This is a genomic window from Streptomyces sp. 3N207 (assembly GCF_052246355.1).
In the GTDB taxonomy this organism is placed as follows: Bacteria; Actinomycetota; Actinomycetes; order Streptomycetales; family Streptomycetaceae; genus Streptomyces.
On the sequence record NZ_JBQQBV010000012.1, the window covers coordinates 56,721 to 78,240 of the forward strand.

Consider the following 21,520-nt stretch of genomic DNA (forward strand, 5'->3'; position numbering starts at 1 on the left):
ACAATGGGGCATCGCGTGGCGGTCGGGGGCCGCCGCCAGGGGGCAAAGGGGAACGGGGCCATGCCGGGACGGACGGAGAATCCGCTGGATCCGTCGGAGGGGCCGGTGCAGCGGTTCGCGTACGAGCTGCGCAAGCTGCGGCAAGAGGCCGGGGGGCCGACCTATCGGGCGATGGCACGGCGGGTGCCCTATGCGACGGCGACGCTCGCGCAGGCCGCCGCCGGTCGGAAACTGCCCTCACTGCCCGTAGCCCTGGCCTATGTGGCCGCGTGCGACGGCGCACCGGAGGAGTGGGAGCGGCGCTGGCGCGAGGCGGAAGCGGCGCAGCGGGCCGAGCTGCGGCCGGCCACCGAAGACGCCGTACCGCCCTACCCGGGGCTGCGGCGCTTTCAGCCGGAGGACCGGGAGCGGTTCTTCGGCCGGGAGCAACTCACCTCCGACCTGGTCGCCTTGGTACGGACGCAACGGCTCACGGCCCTCGTCGGGCCCTCCGGCAGCGGCAAGTCCTCGTTGCTGCGCGCCGGACTGATCCCCGCACTGCGCGAAACACCGGCGCCGGGGGAGCGGCCCGTCGCCGCACTGCGCAAAACGGCGGCCCCCGGGGAGCGGCCCGCCGCCATTAGGATCCTCGCACCCGGCGCGCACCCCGCCCGCACCCATGCGCGGCTGCTGACGCCGGACCCGGCGGGCGGCGACACGGTCGTGGTGATCGACCAGTTCGAGGAGATCTTCACCCTGTGCCACGACGCGGCGGAGCGGGCGGAGTTCATCGGGCAGCTGTTGATGGCCTGCCGGCCCGGAAGCCGATTACGGGTCGTCCTCGCCGTACGGGCCGACTTCTTCGGCCACTGCGCCGGACACCGGGAGCTCGCCGACGCGCTGCGCGATGCCACCCTGCTGGTCGGGCCGATGACGCCGGAGGAACTGCGGAAGGCCGTCGTCGGACCGGCCACGGCCGCCGGCCTGACCGTGGAACGCGCCCTGACCGCACGGATCGTGGAGGAGGTCAGCGGTGAACCGGGCGCCCTTCCGCTGATGTCCCACGCGCTGCTGGAAACGTGGCACCGCCGCAGCGGCGGGCGGCTGGGCGTCGCCGGATACGAGGCGGCGGGCGGCCTGCACGGCGCCGTCGCGCGTACGGCCGAGGAGGTCTACCGGCAGCTCCCGGCGGAACAGGCCGCATGCGCGCGCCGGATCCTGCTGCTCCTGGTCACCCCCGGCGAAGGCGCCCAGGACACCCGGCGCACGGTCGGCCGTACGGAACTGGAGCACGGCCCCGGGGAGGAAGAGGGCGTCGTCGGCGCCGTCCTTGAACGCCTCGCGCGCGCCCGGCTGCTCAGCCTCGACGACGGCACTGTGGACCTCGCCCACGAGGCGCTGATCACCTCCTGGCCCCGGCTGCGCGGCTGGATCGAGGAGGACCGCGAGCATCTGCTGGTGCACCGGCGGCTGACCGGGGCCGCCGCCGAGTGGGAGGCGCTGACGCGCGACCACGGCGCGCTGTACCGGGGCAGCCGCCTGGCCACGGCCGAGGAACACTTCGTGGAGACCGGGCGCGAGGCCGAACTGACCGAGCGTGAGGCCGCATTCCTCGCCGCGAGCATCGAGGCGCGGGACGAGGAACAGCGCGCCGCCGTACGGCGAGGCCGTCGGCTGCGTGCCCTGACGATCGGCCTGGCGGTGCTGTTGGTCGTGGTCACAGGCGTCGGTCTGATCGCGGTGCAGCAGCGGCAGCGCGCAACGGACACCCGGAGGGACGCCGTCTCCCGCCAACTTGCCGCACAGGCGATGCAACTGGCCGACCACCAGCCCGGAACGGCCATGCTGCTGAGTGTGGAGGCGTACCGTACGGCGCCCACGCCGGAGGCGCGCGGCGCACTGTTGACGATGTCAGCGCATCGGTCCTACCGGAAGGAGATCGTCGCGCACCCGCAGGCGCTGACCGGCGTCGCCTTCAGCCGGGACGGCACCCTGGCCACCGCGAGCGGGGACACGGTACGGCTGTGGAACCCCGACCACCGCACCCGGCGGCCGACGGCCACCCTGCATGCAAGCTCACCGGTTCAGGCGGTGACGTTCAGCGCGGACGGACGGCTGCTGGCCACCGGCGGCGACAGCGGGGACCTGGTCCTCTGGGACGTACGAAAGCGTGCGAAGGCGGCAACCCTGCACGGGCACGCCGAGGCTGTCAGAAGTGTCGCCTTCAGTCCGGACGGCCACCGGGCGGTCAGCGGCGGCGCCGACGGAACCGTACGGCTGTGGGACGTCGAGCGGCGCACCGCGCGGGACACGCTCACCGGGCCCGAAAAGCCGGTCAACGCGGTGGCCTTCAGCCCGGACGGCCGGCTGGTGTCGGCGGTCGGCGACGACGGCGCGGTACGCCTCTGGTCCGCCGGCCGACGCGTCGGCTCGTCCGACGGCCCGCCCGCCGCCACGTCCGACGACCCGTCCACCGCCACCGGGAAGCGGCTCGCCACCCTGAAGGGCCACGCCGGACCCCTCGACACGGTGGCGTTCAGTCCGGACGGCGACCACCTCGCCACGGCCGGGCGGGACAACGCCGTACGGCTGTGGGACGTGCGGCGCCGCGAGAGCGACGGCGCGCTCAGCGGGCGAAGCCAACGGGTCAGGGCTCTCGCGTTCAGCCCGGACGGGCACACCCTGGCCACGGCTGGGAACGACGCCACGGTCACGCTTTGGGACACCGGACGCCGCGCCCGCAAAGCCACCCTCAGGGGGCACACCCGCAACATCTACGGGCTCGCGTTCCACCCGAAGGGCAACCAACTGGCCTCGGCCGACGAGGGCGGGCGCGTCCTTCTGTGGGACCCGTCGCAGATCCCGCTGTCCGGACACCGCACCCGGCTGAACGACGTCGCCTTCGACCCTGACGGCAGATCACTCGCCACCGCCAGCGACGATGCGACGCTCGCCGTGTGGGACACCCGGCGGCGCACCCGCAGCGCCCTGCTGGGCCGGGGCAGGGGACCCGTACACGCCGTAGCGTTCAGCCCCGACGGGCACACCATCGCCGCAGCCACCGGCGATCCCCGGTGGTCCAGAACCTCCACACTCACCCTGTGGAATCCCAAGGACGACTCCCGCCCCGTCCGGCTCACCTCCGGCCACAAGGGCCGCGTCATGGGCGTCGCCTTCAGCCCGGACGGCCGTACGGTCGCGACGGTGGGCATCGACGGGAAGGTCGTGCTCTGGAACGCCCGCCGCCACACCCGGCTGGCCACTTTCGACAGCGGAGCCCGCTGGAGCGACGCCGTGACCTTCAGCCCGGACGGCCGACTGCTCGCCAGTACGCACAACACCGGAACCATCCTCTGGAACGTGCCGGAACGCACGCGCGCGGCGACCCTCCGCAGACACAAGAGCTGGGTCACGGATGCCGCGTTCAGCCCGGACGGCCGTACGCTCGCCACCTCGGGGCGGGACGAGCGGGTGATCCTGTGGGACGTGGCCGACCGCGAGCCGAAGGCCACGCTGACCGGCAGCACGGGGCCGGCGATGGACGTCGCGTTCAGCCCGGACGGCCGTACGCTCGCCACCGCCGGCGCGCACAGCGCGGTCACCCTGTGGGACATCGATGACCGCAACATCCTGGCCACCCTGTCCGGCCACTCCCAGCTCGTCACCGCGCTCGACTTCAGCCCCGACGGCCGCACCCTCGCGACCGCGAGCGACGACACCACGGTCCGCCTGTGGGACACCGACCCGCAGCGCGTGACGGCCCAGCTGTGCGCCGCCCTCGACCGCAACCTCACCCGCGAAGAATGGCGACGCTTCCTGCCCGACTCCCCCTACCACCACACCTGCGTGCCCCGCTGAAAGCCAACTCGCCAACTGCCACGGCGCACCGATCCCGCGCTACGAGCTGGGCAGCCACGAGACCCCCTGGGAACAGCAAGCCCCCTCGGCCCCCTCCGTTGACATCGGTCAACCCCCGGTTCTCGTACGCATCTGGAGCGCTGGGCTCTACCGCTTCTGAGCCCGATAGCGCTTCAGCAGAGCAGTGATCTTGTCGCGGTCGGCCCCGCCATTCAGCTCGGCCAAGAGTTCGTCCGGACAGAGCTCATACAGGTCGCCCCACCACCGTCGTCGCTTGTTGTCCCAGACGCGATAGCCACCGGGGACCCCCCTGGCCACGTACTGGCGCCTACTCACGAACTCTCCCCTCTGGCCCTGCGACTGGGACTGGGACTGTAATGCTCGTCCTACCCCGGTCACATGCGCGCGGGTGCCTCAACCAGCGGCGGACGGGGACCCCTCCCGGCCTTCATGGGCTGGCTGCACTCGGGGGCATGCCGGGGCGTTATCGGTGGGCATGCCGGGGCGTTGTCGGTCATGCCGCGCACCTTGACGGAGCGACCTCTCCGTCCCGAACTACTGGCGGGGCGGGCACTGAAGTCTGCTCGGCCAGTCGTCCGTGCGGGTGAGGCCGGTGACGGTCGTCTCCGGAGGCTGTGGTTGCTGTACTTCGCTGCTGTACACCGGGGCTTACCAGCCACGCCCCAGGCTGGCGCGTCAGACGCCCGGTGCCCGGTACTCCACCTTCTGGCGGACCGCCTCGTCGATCTCCTCGTTCGTCAGCAGCACAACCGTGCTCGTGCGAGCGCCACCAGCCGCCGACGTGACGAGACCCATGGCCGCGGCGGCGGTGTTGCCCGGCAGGTCCGCCGTGACGTAGACATCTTCCTCGCCGAGCGCCCAGTACATTGATTCGAGTCGGCCTCCCAGGCTCTGGACCATGCGTTCGACAACTTCGCGGCGCGTAGTGCCGCCGTCTTTGAGCAAGCCCTTCAGTCCATCCACGGTCAACTTGGCCCTGAAGAGGTACTTCGCCATGGGTATCCGCCTCTCGCGTTCGTCTCGGTAGCCCAGCCCTCTATCCGAATCCTCCTCCTGCTCCGCGACCCCGTCGTGCGCACCGACGCCATATGGCTTACGCCCCGGAAGAGGCAGGGTGCGCTGGGGCGAACCCACGCGCTGGGCTTGGGAAGCATTGATCGTTTAAGGGGGAAGCGGCCCTGACCTGCTGCAACGGCCCCTGACACGGCTCGGGTCCTGCTGCCTTGTGTGCCCTGTTCCCCGTGGCTGTCCGGCTGTTCTGGCATGTTGTGACACGGTCGGGAGTCTGCCCAGGCGGTCGGTGGAGCTTCGAGGCGGAACCAGGCGGAGCTGTCCGACGAGTGCCGCTGATGCCTCAGCTGCAGAAAGTCAGCCGCGATGGTGGGACAGTCGCCGCGCACTCGTACGTGGTTGCCTCAGCCGCCCACCGGCGTCAGCCACGCTTTCAGGTTTTTGATCCTTCATCCGCAGGCGCCTCCGCGGCCCCCAGCCAGCCACTTGGCGATGGCGCGACCGGCCCGCAGACCGGGACGAATCCTGGGCGCCGCGCCACGGCCCATTTCGGCGTGTGCCAGCAGCCGCAGCTTGTCGGTCGCATGCGGTCAGTACACCTATGGGTTGGTGTAAACCATGTCTGGGCGGGCGTTCGGCACGGTACGACGACGTGAGTTGATCGATGCGCAGTGGCGGAGGGCCGCCGTTGCCTCCGGCAATGGCAGGACCGGCGGGCAGTGGGCCGATCACCGCAGGATGGTGGGTGCTGTTCCGGGCCCCCGGTGGGCCCGTGCTTGACCTTCCGGAGCGGTCCCTGTCGGAGGCGGATGCTTGACTGCCAGGTATGGATCCCAAGACTTCCCTGGCTGAGCTGCGCGACTTTTGCGCGGACCGCCTGCGCGCGGATCTCGCCGAGCGAGTTGCGGGCCTGGTCCGGCCAGGTTTCGAACTCGTGCCCGCCGCACCGGGCCAGGCCGCCGGTCACAGCCGCTTCGGCGGCAACGCCATGCTGGAGCCCGGTGTGCCGTGGCCGACGTGTGAGGGCCTCCCGCTGAGTCTGCTCGCCGTCCTCGACACCGACGCGCTGCCTCCTTGGCTTGACGGCCTCCTCCCGCCCGGCACCGGCCTGCTCAACTTTTTTCACCTCGACATCGAATCGGATCAGGCCAACCCTGCCGCCTGGGACGTGACGCGCCGCGCTGGCCATTGCGCCCCGGAGTTGGGGCAGGTCGTGGCGGCCCGTTCCGGCCTCGCCGTCGAGACCGAGCCACCCGCCACAGCCAGCGTCTTCGCGCCCGATGCCTGGGCAGCCATGCCCGGCTTCGTCTTTCCCGACATCTTCGACAGTGCATGGGACGGCATCGATCCCGAATTCGGGCCCGACTACGACGATGTGGAGGTGTTCAAGCACGAGATGCTGACTGAGTTTTGGGTCCCGGGCAGCCTGCTCAGTGAGGACATGGCCTTCGGTCGGCCGGTTTACCCCACGGGAGGCGGCCCCGTGCTGCCCGACGGTGAGGACTTGGAGGGCCACCATCACCTGCTCCAGCTCTCCGACAAGCACGAGTGGCACATCGACGGCGACGGCGGCTGGATGCACTGGTCGATTCCCACCCACGCACTGCGCGTCGGCGACTTCACTCAGGCGATACCGACCCCTGACATCTGGTGAACCGTTCGGCCTCGATCTGCAAGTCGGTGAGGATTCCCTGCCAGGCACCCTCGGCCGACCAGCCGCGATGCGCTCATACACGGTTTGCCAGGGCCCGCACCGCTCCGGCAATGGGGGCGACCCTCCGCTACGTCGCATCGGTCAACCCGTGCATCGCACCATGCTGAACGCCTGCCCCCAGGCATGCGCCGCCCCAACCAGGCAAGAGTCATCGGGAACGACCTAGTCGTGCTGGCGCTGGCAGTGGGGCAATTGGCGGGCCGCTCTGCCAGGCAGGCGGATTGCTGTTCGGGGCTGCGCGCTGAGCGGTCCGGGGTCGGCGCGAGCGGGGCAGAGACAGGAGCGGGCGGCGGCCACGGGCCGCCTTGAAGTCGTAGAGAAAGTTGCTATGCACGCACTTGGTGTGTTGGCGTGCTCGCTATCGGGCTGACTGTCCAAGTGGCCTGGGTGCTGCGCTGCTTGAGTGTGAGGGTGTGTGGCTTGCCTGCTTCGAGGTCGCGGGCTGCTGCTGGTTGGCCGTGGTCGACCCATGTGCGGGCTCGCCGGTAGGGCGCTTCGTCCAGGGTCGTTGCGATCATCATGAGGCTGATGCGGACCCATCGCAGGGCTTCGCGTGGGCTGTAGGCGTCGTACATGCCGATGCGGCGTTCGTTGACGAAGCACTCGCAGTAGTAGACCTGTTGAGGCGCATGCGGTCGCTCGCTCATGCCATTGACCTCGGGGTGGGAAGTGCGACGGGGGCGCTTGGTGGTGAGGGCCTGGCGGCGCCTGGTACTCGTCGCTGATCTCGACGGTGACCGTCCGGCCGTAGTCGTCTCCGCTGACGCGTACGCGGTTGGCCAGCGCTGCGACCGGGCCCAGGCCGCGACCGTGGGTGTCGTCGTCGTCCGGGGTCTCGACGTGGGGCTTCGTCTCGCCTCCACCGGTGTCCGTGACCGCCAGGACGACGGTGCCGGGGGATCGGTGCAGGGAGACGTGGAACCTCCCGTTGGGGCTGCCGCTGGCCGAGTGGATGAGTGCATTGGAGCCCATCTCGCTGATGATCAGTGCGGCGTCGTCCGCGTGGGGGCTGTCATGCAGCACGTCGCGGGTCCAGCGGCGGACTCGGCCGACCTCTGCGATCGGGCGCCACCCTCAAGGACACCATGGTCCGAGCCGGCCAGTCCTCGGAGAAGGCGGCGCTGCGGTACCAGCACTCGAACGACGACCGGCAGCGTGAGGTGGCCGACGGCATCGACGCCTATGTACAGGCTCGTCGGGCACGAACCGATGGGAACAGGGCGGCACCACCATCGGGCACGCAACGGGCACGGGACACGTAACCGCCCCCGGCAACAAACAAGACCCAGGTCCCTGACCTGGGTCTTCGTCGTGGAGCGGGCGACGGGAATCGAACCCGCGCTCTGAGCTTGGGAAGCTCATGTTCTACCATTAAACTACGCCCGCGAGGAGCCGGATGTGGTGGTGGCTCGTCGTCGGACACTGTACCGCATGGGAGACCCTGGCCGCATATGGCCTGGGTCTTTCTGCTGTTCGAGGGGGTTGCTGGATCTGTTCCGTGGGGCGGGGCGCGGGAGTTGGGGGGCGTACCGTGGGGGCGGAGTGCCGGTCGCGGGGGCGTCGGACTCATCCCCTAACGTGGCTTTTGTCGTCCACGCATCCATGTGACTGGGGAGAGGGAAGCGATGGAATCCACTGTCGTCCGGTGTGCCGAGGGGCATGTGTTCAGCACCACGACGTTCCCGATGCAGCAGCTCGGATCCACTCGGATCGGACCAGGGCGGCTGTTGCGCTGTCCCCGGTGCGGGCGGCTGCGGCAGGCGGTGCCTGTGGGGCGGCAGCGGAAGGGCTGAGGGCTGCGGCCCGAGGGCTGAGACGGTCGTTCGGGGGATGCCTGCGGGCTCCCTCACCCCGTGGCGGGGCCGGTCCGATTGGGCCGGCCCCGCTTCGTGCGCGTAGTCTCGGCCCGTGCTTCTCTCAGACAAGGACATCCGGGCCGAGATCGATGCAGGGCGGGTGCGGATCGATCCGTACGATCCGGCCATGGTGCAGCCCTCCAGCATCGACGTCCGGCTGGACCGCTTCTTCCGGGTGTTCGAGAACCACCGCTACCCGCACATCGATCCCGCCGTGGAGCAGCCCGATCTGACGCGGCTGATCGAGGCCGAGGGCGACGAGCCGTTCATCCTGCACCCCGGGGAGTTCGCGCTGGCGTCCACGTACGAGGTGATCTCGCTGCCGGAGGACGTGGCGTCGCGGCTGGAGGGGAAGAGCTCGCTGGGGCGGCTGGGGCTGCTGACGCATTCGACGGCAGGGTTCATCGACCCGGGCTTCTCCGGTCATGTGACCCTGGAGCTGTCGAACGTCGCGACGCTGCCCATGAAGCTGTGGCCGGGGATGAAGATCGGCCAGTTGTGCATGTTCCGGCTGACGTCGCCCGCGGAGTATCCGTACGGGTCGGCGCAGTACGGTTCCCGCTACCAGGACCAGCGCGGGCCCACCCCCTCCCGTTCGTACATGAACTTCCACCGGACCCACGTCTGAGCGACCGCGTGACCGGGCGACCGAGCGACGAGACGAGAGGGCCGGAGAGCAGCTGTGAGTGACGAGCGCGAGAACCTGACGTACAGCCTCTTCGGGCAGGCCATCCGGGAGCTGGCGCAGCAGGTGGCCGACGACGGGTACGAGCCGGACATCATCCTCTCGATCGCCCGCGGCGGCCTCTTCGTGGCGGGTGGACTCGGCTACGCGCTCGACGTGAAGAACCTGCATGTGATGAATGTCGAGTTCTATACCGGTGTGGGGGAAACGCTCGCCATGCCGGTGATGCTGCCTCCCGTGCCGAACGTCGTCGACCTCAGCCGTAAGAAGGTACTCATCGCCGACGACGTCGCCGACACCGGCAAGACGCTCAAGCTGGTGCAGGACTTCTGTGCCGAGCATGTGGCCGAGGCACGCAGCGCGGTGGTCTACGAGAAGTCGCACTCGCTGGTGAAGTGCGACTACGTCTGGAAGCGGACGGATCAGTGGATCAACTTCCCCTGGTCCGTCGAGCCGCCCGTCGTCCGCCGTGCGGGTCAGGTTCTCGACGCCTGAAAGTGGCCTGAAGGCGGAGCGGGATGAGTCAACTCCCCGGCGTCCGAAGGGTGTCGGGGTTTGAGCGCTGCGCAGTGTTCCCCGCACAGGTGGTTCCTTTCTCTCGTACCTGCGGGTAGGTACCGCTGGTAACAACAAAGTTGCCGGCCGTAGGGAGATCACCTGATGGCGCGTATGGCGCGTATGAGACCCGCGACAGCGCTCGCGGCAGCTCTGCTCATGGTGTTCGGGGGTGCGGGTGCGGTGGCTGCCGTGCCTGCGAGCGGGGCGGGAACGAAGGCCGGTACGGGCAGCGGCGCGAGCACGCCGCTGCCGGCCGAACTGGAGAAGATCCGGGCCGAGGAGGCCCGGAAGCTCTACGGCAGCCCGGACGAGCGGCCCATGACCGACCGCAAGACCGGCCTCATCTCACTGGGCGACAGCGAGATCTCGGGCGAGGGCGTCGGTACGTACGAGCCGGGCACCAATGGGCCGGACAACTGGTGCCACAGGTCGCCCGATGCGGCCGTACACCGTACGGGCGTCGGCGCGGACGTGACGTACAACGTCGCCTGCTCCGGTGCGAGTACCGAGAACGTCCGGATCGGCGGCACCAAGCAGTACGCCGACGAACTGGTGCAGAGCGACAGCCTGGCCATCAAGGCCCGCAACACGCGGCTCAAGCAGATCATGCTCGTCGTCGGCGCCAACGACGATCTCCAGTTCGGGCCGGTGATGACCGACTGCGTCACCCGCTACCTCACGCTCCAGGGACCGTGCGAGCCCAAGTACGCCTCCGGCTGGCAGGCCCGTATCGACGGGCTCGTACCCAAGGTGGAGCGCACCGTGGGCGACCTCAAGTCCGTGATGCGCAACGCCGGTTACGCCGACGGCGATTACCAGCTCGTCCTGATGGCCTACCCCAGTCCCATCGGCCCCGACATCAAGGACAACCCCAAGTTCCCCGGCAAGCTCGTCGGTGGCTGCGTCGGCTACACCAGCGACGCCGCCTGGGGGCGTAACGCGGCGGTGCCGAAGTTCGAGAAGGGCATCCGGACGGTCGCCCAGCGCACCGGCGTCAGCTATCTGGACGCCTCGCGCCTCTTCCACGGCCACGAGGTGTGCATGGAGAACCCCTGGGCGCGCGGGCTGTACGTGGACCTCAGCAATCCGTTCCCGCCCGACTCCAACTCGGTGCGCCAGTCCTTCCACCCGAACGAGCGCGGGCACGGCGCGTTCGCCGAGTGCTTCACCAAGATGTACCAGGCGGGGCAGCAGGGCGTACGCGAAGCCTCCTGCGCCGACCCCGTGGGCGCCGGGCAGCCGAAGCTGTACCAGCTCGCCTGGGACGACACGTTCAAGCCGCTGCGCAACGAGGGCACCGGCAGCTGTCTGGACGCCGACGGCGCCGCCAGCGCGGTCGGCACCGATGTGCGGGGCTGGGCCTGCGCGGCGGACGAGCGGAACCAGCAGTGGTGGTACGACGCGGCGGGCAAGGCGCTCTACGCGGGGCAGACGCACGACCGGTGCGTGCAGAGCGAGGGCGGCGTCAAGGAGGGGGCCGGGCTGGAGCTCGGCAACTGCTCCGGTGCCGGTGCCCAGCAGTTCGTACGGAACGGGGCGACCCTGCGGCCCGCCTCGGACACCGGGTTGTGTGTGACGTTGCCGGGCGCGGAGGCGCGGGCGAAGCTCGCCACCTGTGACGGCTCGGCCGCGCAGCGGTTCACCGGCTGAGCAGCGGTTCACCGGCTGAGGCGGTGACGCCCCTGCCCCGCCTCCTCCCGTTCTCCGGGAGGGGCGGGGCAGGGGCATTTACCGCGTGCCGGGCGCCTACAGCGTGCCGAGCTTGATCAGGAAGAGCAGGGCCAGCAGCTGGATCGCCGAGGCGCCCAGCGCCTTGGGCCAGGGCAGGTCGTGCGAACGGCTCACCATCGAGGTGAACAGGAACCCGGCGAGCACCCAGGTCGCCCACCCGAGGGCCTGCACGAGGGTGGCCGTCCCACCCAGGAACAGCGCGAACACCAGTCGCGGCGCATCCGAAAGCGACATGATCAGCATGGCGAGCCCGACCGTGGGCTGCCAGGCCCCGTCCCCGCCGAACTGGCGGGCCAGCGTGTGGGTGACGGCTCCCAGGACGAGTCCGGCGATCACCACCGCGACGCCGGTGACCAGCACATACGGAACGGCCTGCGAGAGCGTCGTGTTGAGGACGTCCGCGCGGGCCTTGTCGAGGCCGAAGACGGCCAGCAGCCCGTAGATGAACGTGACGATCAGCGCGGGGCCCCACATCGCGTAGTCCCGCATCTGCCAGAACGTGGCGTTGGGCCGCAGGACGACGCCGGTCAGCAGCTGCTTCCAGTGCAGCCGGGGCCCGGACGGCGGCGCGGGGGTGTTGCCCGCGTGGTACATGGCGCCGTCGGTGTACCCATAGTCGTCCTGGCCGCCGCCCTGCGGACCGTGCCCGCCCTCGGGGCCGTACGGGTCGTGAATGCTGAACGACTGGGTGTGGCCGGGGTTGTTGGCGTACGGGTCCTGCCCGTGCCAGCCCTGTGGCCCTCCCGGCTGCGTTCCGTGCTGACCGGGGCCCTGCGGCGCCCCGTAGTGCGGCGGTTGCTGCGCGTGCGGGTCACCGAAATACTCCGGCTCGTCGCGCCCTGGGCCGCCCGGCCACGGACCCTGCTGCGGGTACGGCGGACCCGAGGGGTGCTGAGGGTACTGCCCATGCTGCTGCGCGCCCCGGGAGTCCCGGCCGCGTCCGCTCCTGAAACCAGCCACGCAATTGAACGTACCGTGTTCCATGGCCTCTGCGTGCCACAGCCGGGCGAGATGGCCGGACATCGCTGCTGACCTGTGACATCCCCTAGGGGAACCCGGCGGTGCGGCCCCCACCAAGGGTGGAGAAGCCCCCGCCGGGCCCTCACCCAGGAGGAGGGCTCACTCCCCCGGAAGGCGGACGGCGAAGGTGACGACGGAGCCCTGGCCCGCGGCGTCCGCGACGGTGAGCCGGTCGGTCACCAGCCTGGCCAGCCACAGCCCGCGGCCGCTGGTCGCCCCGTCCAGGCCGGGCAGCAGCTCCGGGATGACGTCCTCGGTGAAGCCGGGTCCGGAGTCGGCGACCTGGCACTCCAGCTCGTCGCCGAGGTGCCGCAGCACGAGCTGGCCGCCGCCGCCCGCGTGCTCGACGGCGTTGGTGGCCACGGCGTCGACGGCGACGACGAACTCGCCCCTGCGCGGCTCGTTCAGTCCCGCCGATGCGGCCCGCGCCTCGACCTCGGCACGCAGCCTGGGCAGGTCGCGCAGGGTGAAGCGGAGGCGGCACAGCAGCTCGGGGGTCAGCATCCGGCACCCTCCCGTACGGCGGGCAGTGGCCGGGCCCGTACAGCACGCAGGATGCCGGTGACCGGGCTCGCGTCGTGGCCCGGGGGCCGGTCGTCCTCGGCCGGTCCGTCCTGGGCCGTACGACCCGGGGCCTCACGGTCCGCCACCTGGTGCTCCTCCTCGCCTTTCCAGCCGCTCCGCCGCGTGCGTGAGCGCGGTTAGGAGGCTAGGCCCGGCACGCTGCAATGGGTATACCGCGACAGCGGTTTGGCTCGTGTGGTGCATTAACTGATCGCATTTGACCACGACTTGCCGGAAAACGCGCAACGGCCGGCCCCGTGGGCACGGGACCGGCCGTTGCGGACGGTAAGAAGCGTTCGGTTCAGGCCATCGGAGACTCGAGGGCCGGGCGGCCGAACCAGGTGGCTACTTCGCGGGCTCCGGTTCCGGGTCGGGCTGCGGCTCCGGGTCCTTCGCCGTCTCGCCGTCCGCCGCCGGCGGCTCGCCGGGCGTCCTGACCGAGTCCAGCAGCAGCTGGGCCACGTCCACGACCTGGAGGTTCTCCTTCGCAGCCCCTTCATTCTTCTTGCCGTTGACCGAGTCGGTCAGCATGACGAGGCAGAACGGGCAGGCCGTCGAGACGATGTCCGGGTTGAGGGACAGCGCCTCGTCCACCCGCTCGTTGTTGATGCGCTTGCCGATGCGCTCCTCCATCCACATGCGGGCGCCGCCGGCGCCGCAGCAGAAGCCGCGCTCCTTGTGCCGGTGCATCTCCTCGTTCCGCAGCCCCGGCACCCGGCCGATGATCTCGCGCGGGGGCGTGTAGACCTTGTTGTGGCGGCCCAGGTAGCACGGGTCGTGATAGGTGATCAGACCCTCGACCGGAGTGACCGGCACCAGCTTGCCCTCGTCGATGAGGTGCTGGAGCAGCTGCGTGTGGTGGATGACCTCGTAGTGGCCGCCCAGCTGCGGGTACTCGTTGGCAAGCGTGTTGAAGCAGTGCGGGCAGGTCGCGACGATCTTCTTCTTCGACGTGGGGAGCCTGGTGCTCTCGTCCTCGTCGTCCTCACCGAAGGCCGCGTTCAGCGTGCTGACGTTCTCCTCGCCCAGCTGCTGGAAGAGGAACTCGTTGCCCAGGCGGCGGGCCGAGTCGCCGGTGCACTTCTCGTCGCCGCCCATGATGGCGAAGTTGACGCCGGCGATGTGCAGCAGCTCCGCGAACGCCTTGGTGGTCTTCTTGGCGCGGTCCTCCAGGGCGCCCGCGCAGCCGACCCAGTACAGGTACTCGACCTCGGTGAGGTCCTCGATCGTCTTGCCGACGATCGGCACCTCGAAGCCCGCCTCCTTCTGGAGCTCCTTCGTCCACTCCAGCCGCTGCTTCTTGGCCAGACCCCAGGGGTTGCCCTTCTTCTCCAGGTTCTTGAGCATCGTCCCGGCCTCGGAGGGGAACGCGCTCTCGATCATCACCTGGTAGCGGCGCATGTCGACGATGTGGTCGACGTGCTCGATGTCCACGGGGCACTGCTCGACGCAGGCTCCGCAGGTGGTGCAGGACCACAGCACGTCCGGGTCGATGACGCCGCCCGCCGCGGCGGAGCCGCCATCAGACGCTGCGGCGGTGCCGACCAGCGGGCGCTCGGCCTCGTCCAGCGCGCTCTGCGGAACGCCCTTCAGCTGCTCCTCGGTGGCTTTCTCCTCGCCTTCCATCGTCTTGCCGCCGCCGGCCAGCAGATACGGCGCCTTGGCGTGGGCGTGGTCCCGCAGCGACATGATCAGCAGCTTGGGCGAGAGGGGCTTGCCGGTGTTCCAGGCGGGGCACTGCGACTGGCAGCGGCCGCACTCGGTGCAAGTGGAGAAGTCGAGGATGCCCTTCCAGGAGAAGTCCTCGACCTGGGAGGCGCCGAAGCGGACCTCCTCCTCGTTGTCGTCGTCCAGCGCTGTCTCGAAGTCGATGACCTTGCCGCCGGACATCATCGGCTGGAGCGCGCCGAGGGCCGCTTCACCCTTGGCGTCCCGCTTGAACCAGATGTTGAAGAAGGCCAGGAAGCGGTGCCAGGCCACACCCATGTTGGTGTTGAGGCCGACCGTGATCATCCAGATCATGGTCGTACCCAGCTTGATCAGCGCCCAGAAGTAGACGAGGTTCTGCAGCGTGCCGACGCTCAGCCCGTGGTACGCCGCGACCAGCGGATACGAGAGGAAGTACGCGGGCTCGTAGCTGTCCACGTGGTGCAGCGCGCCCTCCAGGCCGCGCAGCATGAGGATGGCGACGCCGATGATGAAGATGATGTATTCGACGAAGTAGCCCTGCCACATCTTCGAGCCCGTGAAGCGGGACTTGCGGCCCGCCCGGGAGGGCAGGCTCAGCAGCCGGATCACCATCAGGACCGCGATGCCGACGGTGGTGGCGGCGCCGATGAAGTCGATGTACATCTCGTACGGCAGCCAGCCGCCGATGATCGGCAGCGTCCAGTCGGCCTGGAACAGCTGGCCGTAGGCGTTGATGATGGTCGGCGGCAGGGTGAGGAAGCCGATCGCCACGAACCAGTGGGCCACGCCGACGACGCCCCACTTGTTCATCTTCGTATGCCCGAGGAACTCCTTGACCAGCGTGGCCGTTCGCTGCTTGGGACTGTCCTTGCGGGTTCCCGCGGGGAGTGGCTGTCCCAGCTTGACGAAGCGGTAGATCTGCGCGATGGCGCGGGCGAACAGCGCAACGCCGACCGCGGTGAGCAGCAGCGTGACGACGATCGCGGCGAGTTGCATAGCGGCTCCTCGGAGCACGGAGGCGGCGTTTACTAAGCAGTAACTTATCCAGTCCGTACGAGACTACCCACTTGTCGCAGATCGCTGTACCGCGCGCCTCGGTGATTTGCGTCGCCCCGTCGGCGAAGGGCTCGATACCCCGTCGCAGGCGGCCATGCGCGTACCGTAATCACACACCTTGAGTCGCCCCGACTCAGTCTTCTTGACGCAATTTCCCCGGTCGTGCACTCTTGAGTCAGCTTCACTCAAGACCAAGCTGGAGGAACCTGAAATGGCTCGTGCGGTCGGCATCGACCTGGGTACGACGAACTCCGTCGTCAGTGTTCTCGAGGGCGGTGAGTCCACCGTCATCACCAATGCCGAGGGCGCCAGGACCACGCCGTCCGTCGTGGCCTTCGCGAAGAACGGCGAAGTGCTCGTCGGTGAGGTGGCCAAGCGGCAGGCGGTCACCAACGTCGACCGGACGATCCGGTCGGTCAAGCGGCACATGGGTACCGACTGGAAGATCGGTATCGACGAGAAGCCCTTCAACCCGCAGCAGATCAGCGCGTTCGTGCTCCAGAAGCTGAAGCGGGACGCCGAGTCGTACCTGGGCGAGAAGGTCGCCGACGCGGTCATCACCGTGCCGGCGTACTTCAACGACGCCGAGCGGCAGGCCACCAAGGAGGCCGGCGAGATCGCGGGCCTGAACGTGCTGCGGATCGTCAACGAGCCGACCGCCGCGGCCCTCGCCTACGGGCTGGAGAAGGAGGACCAGACGATCCTGGTCTTCGACCTCGGCGGCGGCACCTTCGACGTCTCGCTGCTGGAGATCGGCGACGGTGTCGTCGAGGTCAAGGCGACCAACGGTGACAACCACCTCGGTGGTGACGACTGGGACCAGCGGATCGTCGACTACCTGGTCAAGCAGTTCCAGTCCGGCCACGGCGTGGACCTGGGCAAGGACAAGATGGCCCTCCAGCGCCTCCGTGAGGCCGCGGAGAAGGCGAAGATCGAGCTGTCCTCGTCCACCGAGACGACGATCAATCTGCCCTACATCACCGCGTCCGCCGAGGGCCCGCTGCACCTGGACGAGAAGCTGACCCGCGCGCAGTTCCAGCAGCTGACCCAGGACCTGCTGGAGCGCTGCAAGACGCCGTTCCACAACGTGATCAAGGACGCGGGCATCCAGCTCAGCGAGATCGACCACGTGGTGCTCGTCGGCGGTTCCACCCGGATGCCGGCCGTCGCGGAGCTCGTCAAGGAGCTGACCGGCGGCAAGGACGCCAACAAGGGCGTGAACCCGGACGAGGTCGTCGCCATCGGTGCCTCCCTCCAGGCGGGTGTGCTCAAGGGTGAGGTCAAGGATGTCCTGCTGCTGGACGTGACTCCGCTGTCCCTCGGTATCGAGACCAAGGGCGGCATCATGACCAAGCTGATCGAGCGCAACACCACGATTCCGACGAAGCGTTCGGAGACCTTCACCACGGCCGAGGACAACCAGCCCTCGGTGCAGATCCAGGTCTTCCAGGGCGAGCGGGAGATCGCGGCGTACAACAAGAAGCTGGGCATGTTCGAGCTGACGGGTCTGCCGCCGGCTCCGCGCAATGTGCCGCAGATCGAGGTCACCTTCGACATCGACGCCAACGGGATCATGCACGTCTCCGCCAAGGACCTGGGCACCGGCAAGGAACAGAAGATGCAGGTCACCGGCGGCTCCAGCCTGCCCAAGGACGACATCGAGCGCATGATGCGCGAGGCGGAGCAGTACGCCGAGGAGGACCACAAGCGCCGCGAGGCCGCCGAGACGCGGAACCAGGCCGAGCAGCTGGTCTACACGACCGAGAAGTTCCTCAAGGACAACGAGGAGAAGGTCCCCGCCGAGACCAAGTCGGAGGTGGAGTCCGCGCTGGAGGACCTGAAGGAGAAGCTCAAGGGCGACGACACCGCGGTGATCCGTGAGGCGTCCGAGAAGGTCGCGGCCACCAGCCAGAAGCTGGGCCAGGCCCTCTACGCCGAGGCTCAGCAGGCCCAGGCCGGCGGTGCCGAGGCCGGTGCCGACGCGGCCGGCGCGGGTGCGGGCAAGCCCGAGGGCGGCGAGGATGACGTCGTGGACGCCGAGATCGTCGACGAGGACCAGAAGCCGAAGGATGGTGCGGCGTGACGGAGGAGACCGCGGGCTTCCAGGAGCCCGACGTTCCCGCCGACGCCGGTGAGCTGACCGATGCCGACCGGACCGCCGCCGAGCAGGAGGCGGCCGGTGCGGCGCCGCCGGCCGGCGAAGCGCAGGGCAGCGAGGCCGAAGTGAGCACGCAGGACCTGCGGGAGGCGGAAGGCGCTGGCCCGGAGGGCGAGGCCGCCGAGGGCGGGCAGGCCACCGAGCTGGAGGCCACCAGAAAGGCTCTCAACGAGCGCACCCAGGACCTGCAGCGGCTCCAGGCGGAGTTCCAGAACTACCGCCGCCGCGTCGAGCGGGACCGGGTGGCGGTCAAGGAGATCGCCGTCGCGAACCTGCTGACGGAGCTGCTGCCGGTGCTGGACGACATCGGCCGGGCGCGGGACCACGGCGAGCTGGTGGGCGGCTTCAAGTCGGTCGCCGAGTCGCTGGAGATGGTCGCGGCCAAGATGGGCCTGATGCAGTTCGGCAAGGAGGGCGAGCCCTTCGACCCGACGGTCCACGAGGCGCTGATGCACTCCTACTCTCCGGATGTCACGGAGACGACGTGCGTGCAGATCCTCCAGCCCGGGTACCGAATCGGCGAGCGGACCATCCGTCCCGCACGGGTAGGGGTCGCCGAGCCGCAGCCCGGTGCCGCAGGCGGTACGGGCGGCAAGGGTGAGGCCGGGGCCGAGGCACCGGCGGCTGAAGAGGAGAACGGTGGCCCGGACGAGGGCTGACCGCGTACGGGAGGAGGGACGTCGAGGATGAGTACCAAGGACTTCATCGAGAAGGACTACTACAAGGTCCTCGGCGTCCCCAAGGACGCTACCGAAGCCGAGATCAAGAAGGCGTACCGCAAGCTGGCCCGGGAGAACCACCCCGACGCCAACGCCGGTGACCCCAAGGCCGAGGAGCGCTTCAAGGACGCCTCCGAGGCGTACGACGTGCTCGGCGACCCCAAGCGGCGCAAGGAGTACGACGAGGCGCGCACCCTCTTCGGCAACGGAGCCCTCTTCGACAGGCAGGGTCGGCCGGGCGGCGGTCCGGGCGGCCCCGGCGGCGCCGGAACGTTCAACTTCGACCTGAGCGACCTGTTCGGTGGCGGTCAGGGCGGGGGCGGCGGTGTCGGCGGACCGGGCGGGTTCGGCGGCGGGCTCGGCGACGTCTTCGGCGGGTTGTTCAACCGCGGCGGCGCCGGGACCCGTACGCAGCCCAGGCGCGGCCAGGACATCGAGTCCGAGGTGACGCTCAGCTTCACCGAGGCGGTGGACGGGGCCACGGTCCCGCTGCGGATGTCCTCCAGCGCCGCGTGCAAGGAGTGCGCCGGTACGGGGGACAAGAACGGCACCCCGCGGGTCTGTCCCACCTGTGTGGGCACCGGGCAGGTCTCGCGTGGCACGGGCGGCGGCTTCTCGCTGACCGACCCGTGCGTGGACTGCAAGGGGCGTGGCCTGATCGCGCAGGACCCGTGCGACACCTGCAAGGGGTCCGGGCGGGCGACCAGTTCGCGCACGATGCAGGTCCGGATTCCCGCGGGCGTCACCGACGGGCAGCGCATCCGGCTGCGCGGCAAGGGCGCCCCGGGCGAGCGGGGCGGACCGGGCGGTGACCTGTATGTCGTCGTGCACGTCGACAAGCACCCGGTGTTCGGGCGCAAGGGCGACAATCTGACGGTCACCGTGCCGGTCACCTTCCCCGAGGCCGCGCTCGGCGGCGAGGTGAAGGTCCCCACGCTCGGCGGGCCGCCCGTCACCCTGAAGATCCCGCCGGGCACGCCGTCCGGGCGCACCATGCGGGCCCGGGGCAAGGGCGCGGTCCGCAAGGACGGAACCCGCGGCGACCTACTGGTGACAGTGGAGGTCGCGGTGCCCAAGAATTTGGACGACAAGGCGCAGGACTCCCTGGAGTCCTACCGGGACGCGACAGCGGGAGAGGATCCGCGGGCCGCGTTGTTCAAGGCAGCGAAGGGAGACTGAGGTGGACGGCCGGGACGGACGCAGACGAGCATTCGTGGCTGGGCGCTCTGCGGCGTACGAGCTGACGGACGAATCTCCGGTCTACGTCATCTCGGTCGCCGCTCAGCTCTCAGGTCTGCACCCGCAGACCCTGCGGCAGTACGACCGGCTGGGGCTGGTCTCGCCCGACCGCACGCCCGGGCGGGGCCGGCGCTACTCGGCGCGGGACATCGAGCAGCTGCGCGAGGTGCAGCGGCTCAGCCAGGACGAGGGCATCAACCTCGCCGGGATCAAGCGGATCATCGAGCTGGAGAACCAGGTCGCGGCGCTTCAGCAGCGGGTGGCAGAGCTGTCCGCCGCGGTCGAGGGCGCCGCGGCGGCGATGCAGCAGCGCGAGGCGCAGGTGCATGCCTCGTACCGGCGCGATCTGGTGCCGTACGAGGATGTGCGCTCCTCCAGCGCCCTGGTCGTCTGGCGCCCCAAACCGAGGGAGTAACCCCTCGGTCTCCCCGGAGCGCGGGCCGCGGCCCGCCGCCACCCGTTGTGGGCACTCGGTCCGCCCGAGGGGCTGGGGGAGGGTGGGCACAACGGGGCCGCAGACGCACGATCACCGCACCCGCGACCGGGGCCGGCGCCCGCCGGTGGGGGTGCGCCGCCGCTGCCGGGTGCCCCCGGTTGTGCCCACCCGTTCCGCCCTTGGCGGAACAGATGCCCACAACCGGGGGGCGGGGCTGGGCCCCGCAACGTGCCCACAACCGAGGGGGGGCTGGGCCCCGCAACGGCCAGTGAGGGCTTACTTGGCGAAGCCGTACGAGAGGAGCTTCCTGGCGTCCGTCGTACGGTTCGCGGCGGAGGAGGAGGCCAGCACGGTGCCGATCACCGTCTTGCCACCGCGCTTGGCGGCGAAGACGAGGCAGTACTTGGCTTCGGGCCCGGAGCCGGTCTTGACGCCGAGCGCCCCCGAGTAGCCGCCCAGCAGCGGATTGGTGTTGGTCCAGGACATAGTGCGGTAGCCGCCGCTCTTGGTGACCGTCTTCTGCTTGGTGGAGCGGGTCTTCACGATCGAGCGGAAGTTCGAGAAGCTCATCGCGTTGCGGGCGAGCTTCGTCAGATCGCGCGGGGTGGAGTAGTTGCTGCCCTTGCCGATGCCGTCGAACGAGTCGAAGTGCGTGTTCTTCAGGCCGAGGCTCCGGGCCGTGGTGTTCATCTGGCCGATGAAGGACTTCACCCGTGCCTTGCGGGTGCTGCCCTTGCCGAACGTGTCGGCGAGCGCATAGGCCGCGTCGCAGCCCGAGGGCAGCATCAGCCCGTAGAGCAGCTGGCGGACGGTGACCTTGTCGCCGACGATCAGCCGCGCAGAGGAGGCGGTGTTGCGGACGATGTAGTCGCTGTACGCCTTCTGGATGGTGACCTTGCGGTTCAGGTTGAGGTTCTTCTGGGCCAGCACCACCCGGGCGGTCATGATCTTGGTGGTCGAGCCGGTGGAGCGCCGGGTGTCGGCGGCCTTGGTGTAGAGGCTCTTCCCGGTGCCGCTGTTCATCGCATAGCCGCCGCGGGCGGTGATGGACGGCTTCTTCGCCGTGACGGCGGCAGCAGGGGACGCCGTGGCGGCCGGGGCGGCCAGCGCGCCCGTCGTCAGCACGGCTCCGGAGGTGAGCATCACCGTGGCGACACGGTGGATGCCAGCAATGCCAATCTTCACTTCTGTCAGCTCCAAATGCCGCTTCGAGGCGGCTCGTTGGG

The 21,520-nt window shown here is 69.6% G+C and carries 17 protein-coding genes, 1 tRNA gene and 2 pseudogenes; 10 read left to right on the forward strand and 10 right to left on the reverse strand.

Annotated elements, in window-relative coordinates; genetic code table 11:
• The first annotated feature begins 60 nt into the window (after positions 1-60).
• A complete protein-coding gene (locus ACTWP9_RS19755) occupies positions 61-3,837 on the forward strand; it encodes an nSTAND1 domain-containing NTPase (protein ID WP_443247548.1) in 3,777 nt (1,258 codons plus the stop codon).
• Positions 3,838-3,984: 147 nt separating this feature from the next.
• Here ACTWP9_RS19755 and ACTWP9_RS19760 read toward each other — a convergent pair whose 3' ends face one another.
• On the reverse strand, positions 3,985-4,173 hold the full coding sequence (locus ACTWP9_RS19760; RefSeq protein ID WP_443247549.1) for a hypothetical protein: 189 nt from the start codon (positions 4,171-4,173) through the stop codon (positions 3,985-3,987).
• A 360-nt stretch (positions 4,174-4,533) separates the two neighbouring features.
• Positions 4,534-4,854, reverse strand: coding sequence for a GYD domain-containing protein (locus tag ACTWP9_RS19765; protein ID WP_443247550.1), 321 nt, complete (start codon positions 4,852-4,854; stop codon positions 4,534-4,536).
• Between the two features lie 949 nt (positions 4,855-5,803).
• On the opposite strand from ACTWP9_RS19765, the gene ACTWP9_RS19770 reads away from it, so the two are divergent.
• On the forward strand, positions 5,804-6,523 hold the full coding sequence (locus ACTWP9_RS19770; protein ID WP_443247551.1) for a DUF1963 domain-containing protein: 720 nt from the start codon (positions 5,804-5,806) through the stop codon (positions 6,521-6,523).
• A 386-nt stretch (positions 6,524-6,909) separates the two neighbouring features.
• Here ACTWP9_RS19770 and ACTWP9_RS19775 read toward each other — a convergent pair whose 3' ends face one another.
• The gene (locus ACTWP9_RS19775; RefSeq protein WP_443247552.1) at positions 6,910-7,230 is read right to left on the reverse strand and encodes a hypothetical protein; all 321 of its coding nucleotides are present in this window, start codon (positions 7,228-7,230) and stop codon (positions 6,910-6,912) included.
• A gap of 142 nt (positions 7,231-7,372) precedes the next feature.
• Positions 7,373-7,606 (reverse strand): annotated as a pseudogene (locus tag ACTWP9_RS19780) (ATP-binding protein); the annotation flags it as partial.
• Between the two features lie 35 nt (positions 7,607-7,641).
• Between ACTWP9_RS19780 and ACTWP9_RS19785 the strand changes: the two are divergent.
• Positions 7,642-7,845: pseudogene (locus ACTWP9_RS19785) on the forward strand (tyrosine-type recombinase/integrase); the annotation flags it as partial.
• Positions 7,846-7,895: 50 nt separating this feature from the next.
• Here ACTWP9_RS19785 and ACTWP9_RS19790 read toward each other — a convergent pair.
• Positions 7,896-7,969: transfer RNA gene (locus ACTWP9_RS19790), tRNA-Gly, on the reverse strand.
• Between the two features lie 522 nt (positions 7,970-8,491).
• Between ACTWP9_RS19790 and dcd the strand changes: the two genes are divergently transcribed.
• From dcd to ACTWP9_RS19805, 3 genes are all read left to right on the forward strand, one after another.
• The gene (gene dcd / locus ACTWP9_RS19795; protein WP_443247553.1) at positions 8,492-9,067 is read left to right on the forward strand and encodes a dCTP deaminase; all 576 of its coding nucleotides are present in this window, start codon (positions 8,492-8,494) and stop codon (positions 9,065-9,067) included.
• A gap of 54 nt (positions 9,068-9,121) precedes the next feature.
• Positions 9,122-9,619: a phosphoribosyltransferase gene (locus ACTWP9_RS19800; protein WP_443247554.1), complete on the forward strand. Its 498-nt coding sequence runs from the start codon at positions 9,122-9,124 to the stop codon at positions 9,617-9,619.
• A 174-nt stretch (positions 9,620-9,793) separates the two neighbouring features.
• Positions 9,794-11,332, forward strand: coding sequence for a ricin-type beta-trefoil lectin domain protein (locus tag ACTWP9_RS19805; RefSeq protein WP_443247555.1), 1,539 nt, complete (start codon positions 9,794-9,796; stop codon positions 11,330-11,332).
• Between the two features lie 96 nt (positions 11,333-11,428).
• Here ACTWP9_RS19805 and ACTWP9_RS19810 read toward each other — a convergent pair whose 3' ends face one another.
• The 4 genes from ACTWP9_RS19810 to ACTWP9_RS19825 form a co-directional block, all read right to left on the reverse strand.
• Entirely contained in the window at positions 11,429-12,373 is a 945-nt protein-coding gene (locus ACTWP9_RS19810; protein WP_443247556.1) for a YIP1 family protein, read from the reverse strand.
• A 159-nt stretch (positions 12,374-12,532) separates the two neighbouring features.
• Positions 12,533-12,937 (reverse strand): ATP-binding protein, encoded by a 405-nt coding sequence (locus ACTWP9_RS19815; RefSeq protein ID WP_443247557.1) that lies wholly within the window; start codon positions 12,935-12,937, stop codon positions 12,533-12,535.
• Positions 12,931-13,083 carry a hypothetical protein gene (locus tag ACTWP9_RS19820; protein ID WP_443247558.1) on the reverse strand — a complete coding sequence of 51 codons (153 nt, stop codon included), beginning with the start codon at positions 13,081-13,083 and terminating at the stop codon, positions 12,931-12,933. The genes ACTWP9_RS19815 and ACTWP9_RS19820 overlap by 7 nt, the downstream gene beginning before the upstream one ends.
• 259 nt (positions 13,084-13,342) lie before the next feature.
• Complete coding sequence (locus ACTWP9_RS19825; RefSeq protein ID WP_443247559.1) at positions 13,343-15,682, reverse strand: (Fe-S)-binding protein; 2,340 nt, start codon at positions 15,680-15,682, stop codon at positions 13,343-13,345.
• A gap of 271 nt (positions 15,683-15,953) precedes the next feature.
• Here ACTWP9_RS19825 and dnaK point away from each other — a divergent pair, with 271 nt between their 5' ends.
• From dnaK to ACTWP9_RS19845, 4 genes are read left to right on the forward strand one after another with little or no spacing between them, the layout of a single operon-like run.
• Entirely contained in the window at positions 15,954-17,825 is a 1,872-nt protein-coding gene (gene dnaK / locus ACTWP9_RS19830; RefSeq protein WP_443247560.1) for a molecular chaperone DnaK, read from the forward strand.
• Positions 17,822-18,559 carry a nucleotide exchange factor GrpE gene (gene grpE / locus ACTWP9_RS19835; protein ID WP_443247561.1) on the forward strand — a complete coding sequence of 246 codons (738 nt, stop codon included), beginning with the start codon at positions 17,822-17,824 and terminating at the stop codon, positions 18,557-18,559. Before dnaK ends, grpE begins: the two co-directional genes overlap by 4 nt.
• Before the next feature lie 27 nt (positions 18,560-18,586).
• Positions 18,587-19,798: a molecular chaperone DnaJ gene (gene dnaJ, locus ACTWP9_RS19840; protein ID WP_443247562.1), complete on the forward strand. Its 1,212-nt coding sequence runs from the start codon at positions 18,587-18,589 to the stop codon at positions 19,796-19,798.
• A gap of 1 nt (position 19,799) precedes the next feature.
• Positions 19,800-20,273, forward strand: coding sequence for a heat shock protein transcriptional repressor HspR (locus tag ACTWP9_RS19845; protein ID WP_443247563.1), 474 nt, complete (start codon positions 19,800-19,802; stop codon positions 20,271-20,273).
• A gap of 297 nt (positions 20,274-20,570) precedes the next feature.
• Here the strand turns inward: ACTWP9_RS19845 and ACTWP9_RS19850 are convergent, their stop codons facing one another.
• Positions 20,571-21,479, reverse strand: coding sequence for a D-alanyl-D-alanine carboxypeptidase family protein (locus ACTWP9_RS19850; protein WP_443247564.1), 909 nt, complete (start codon positions 21,477-21,479; stop codon positions 20,571-20,573).
• Between the last annotated feature and the right edge of the window lie 41 nt (positions 21,480-21,520).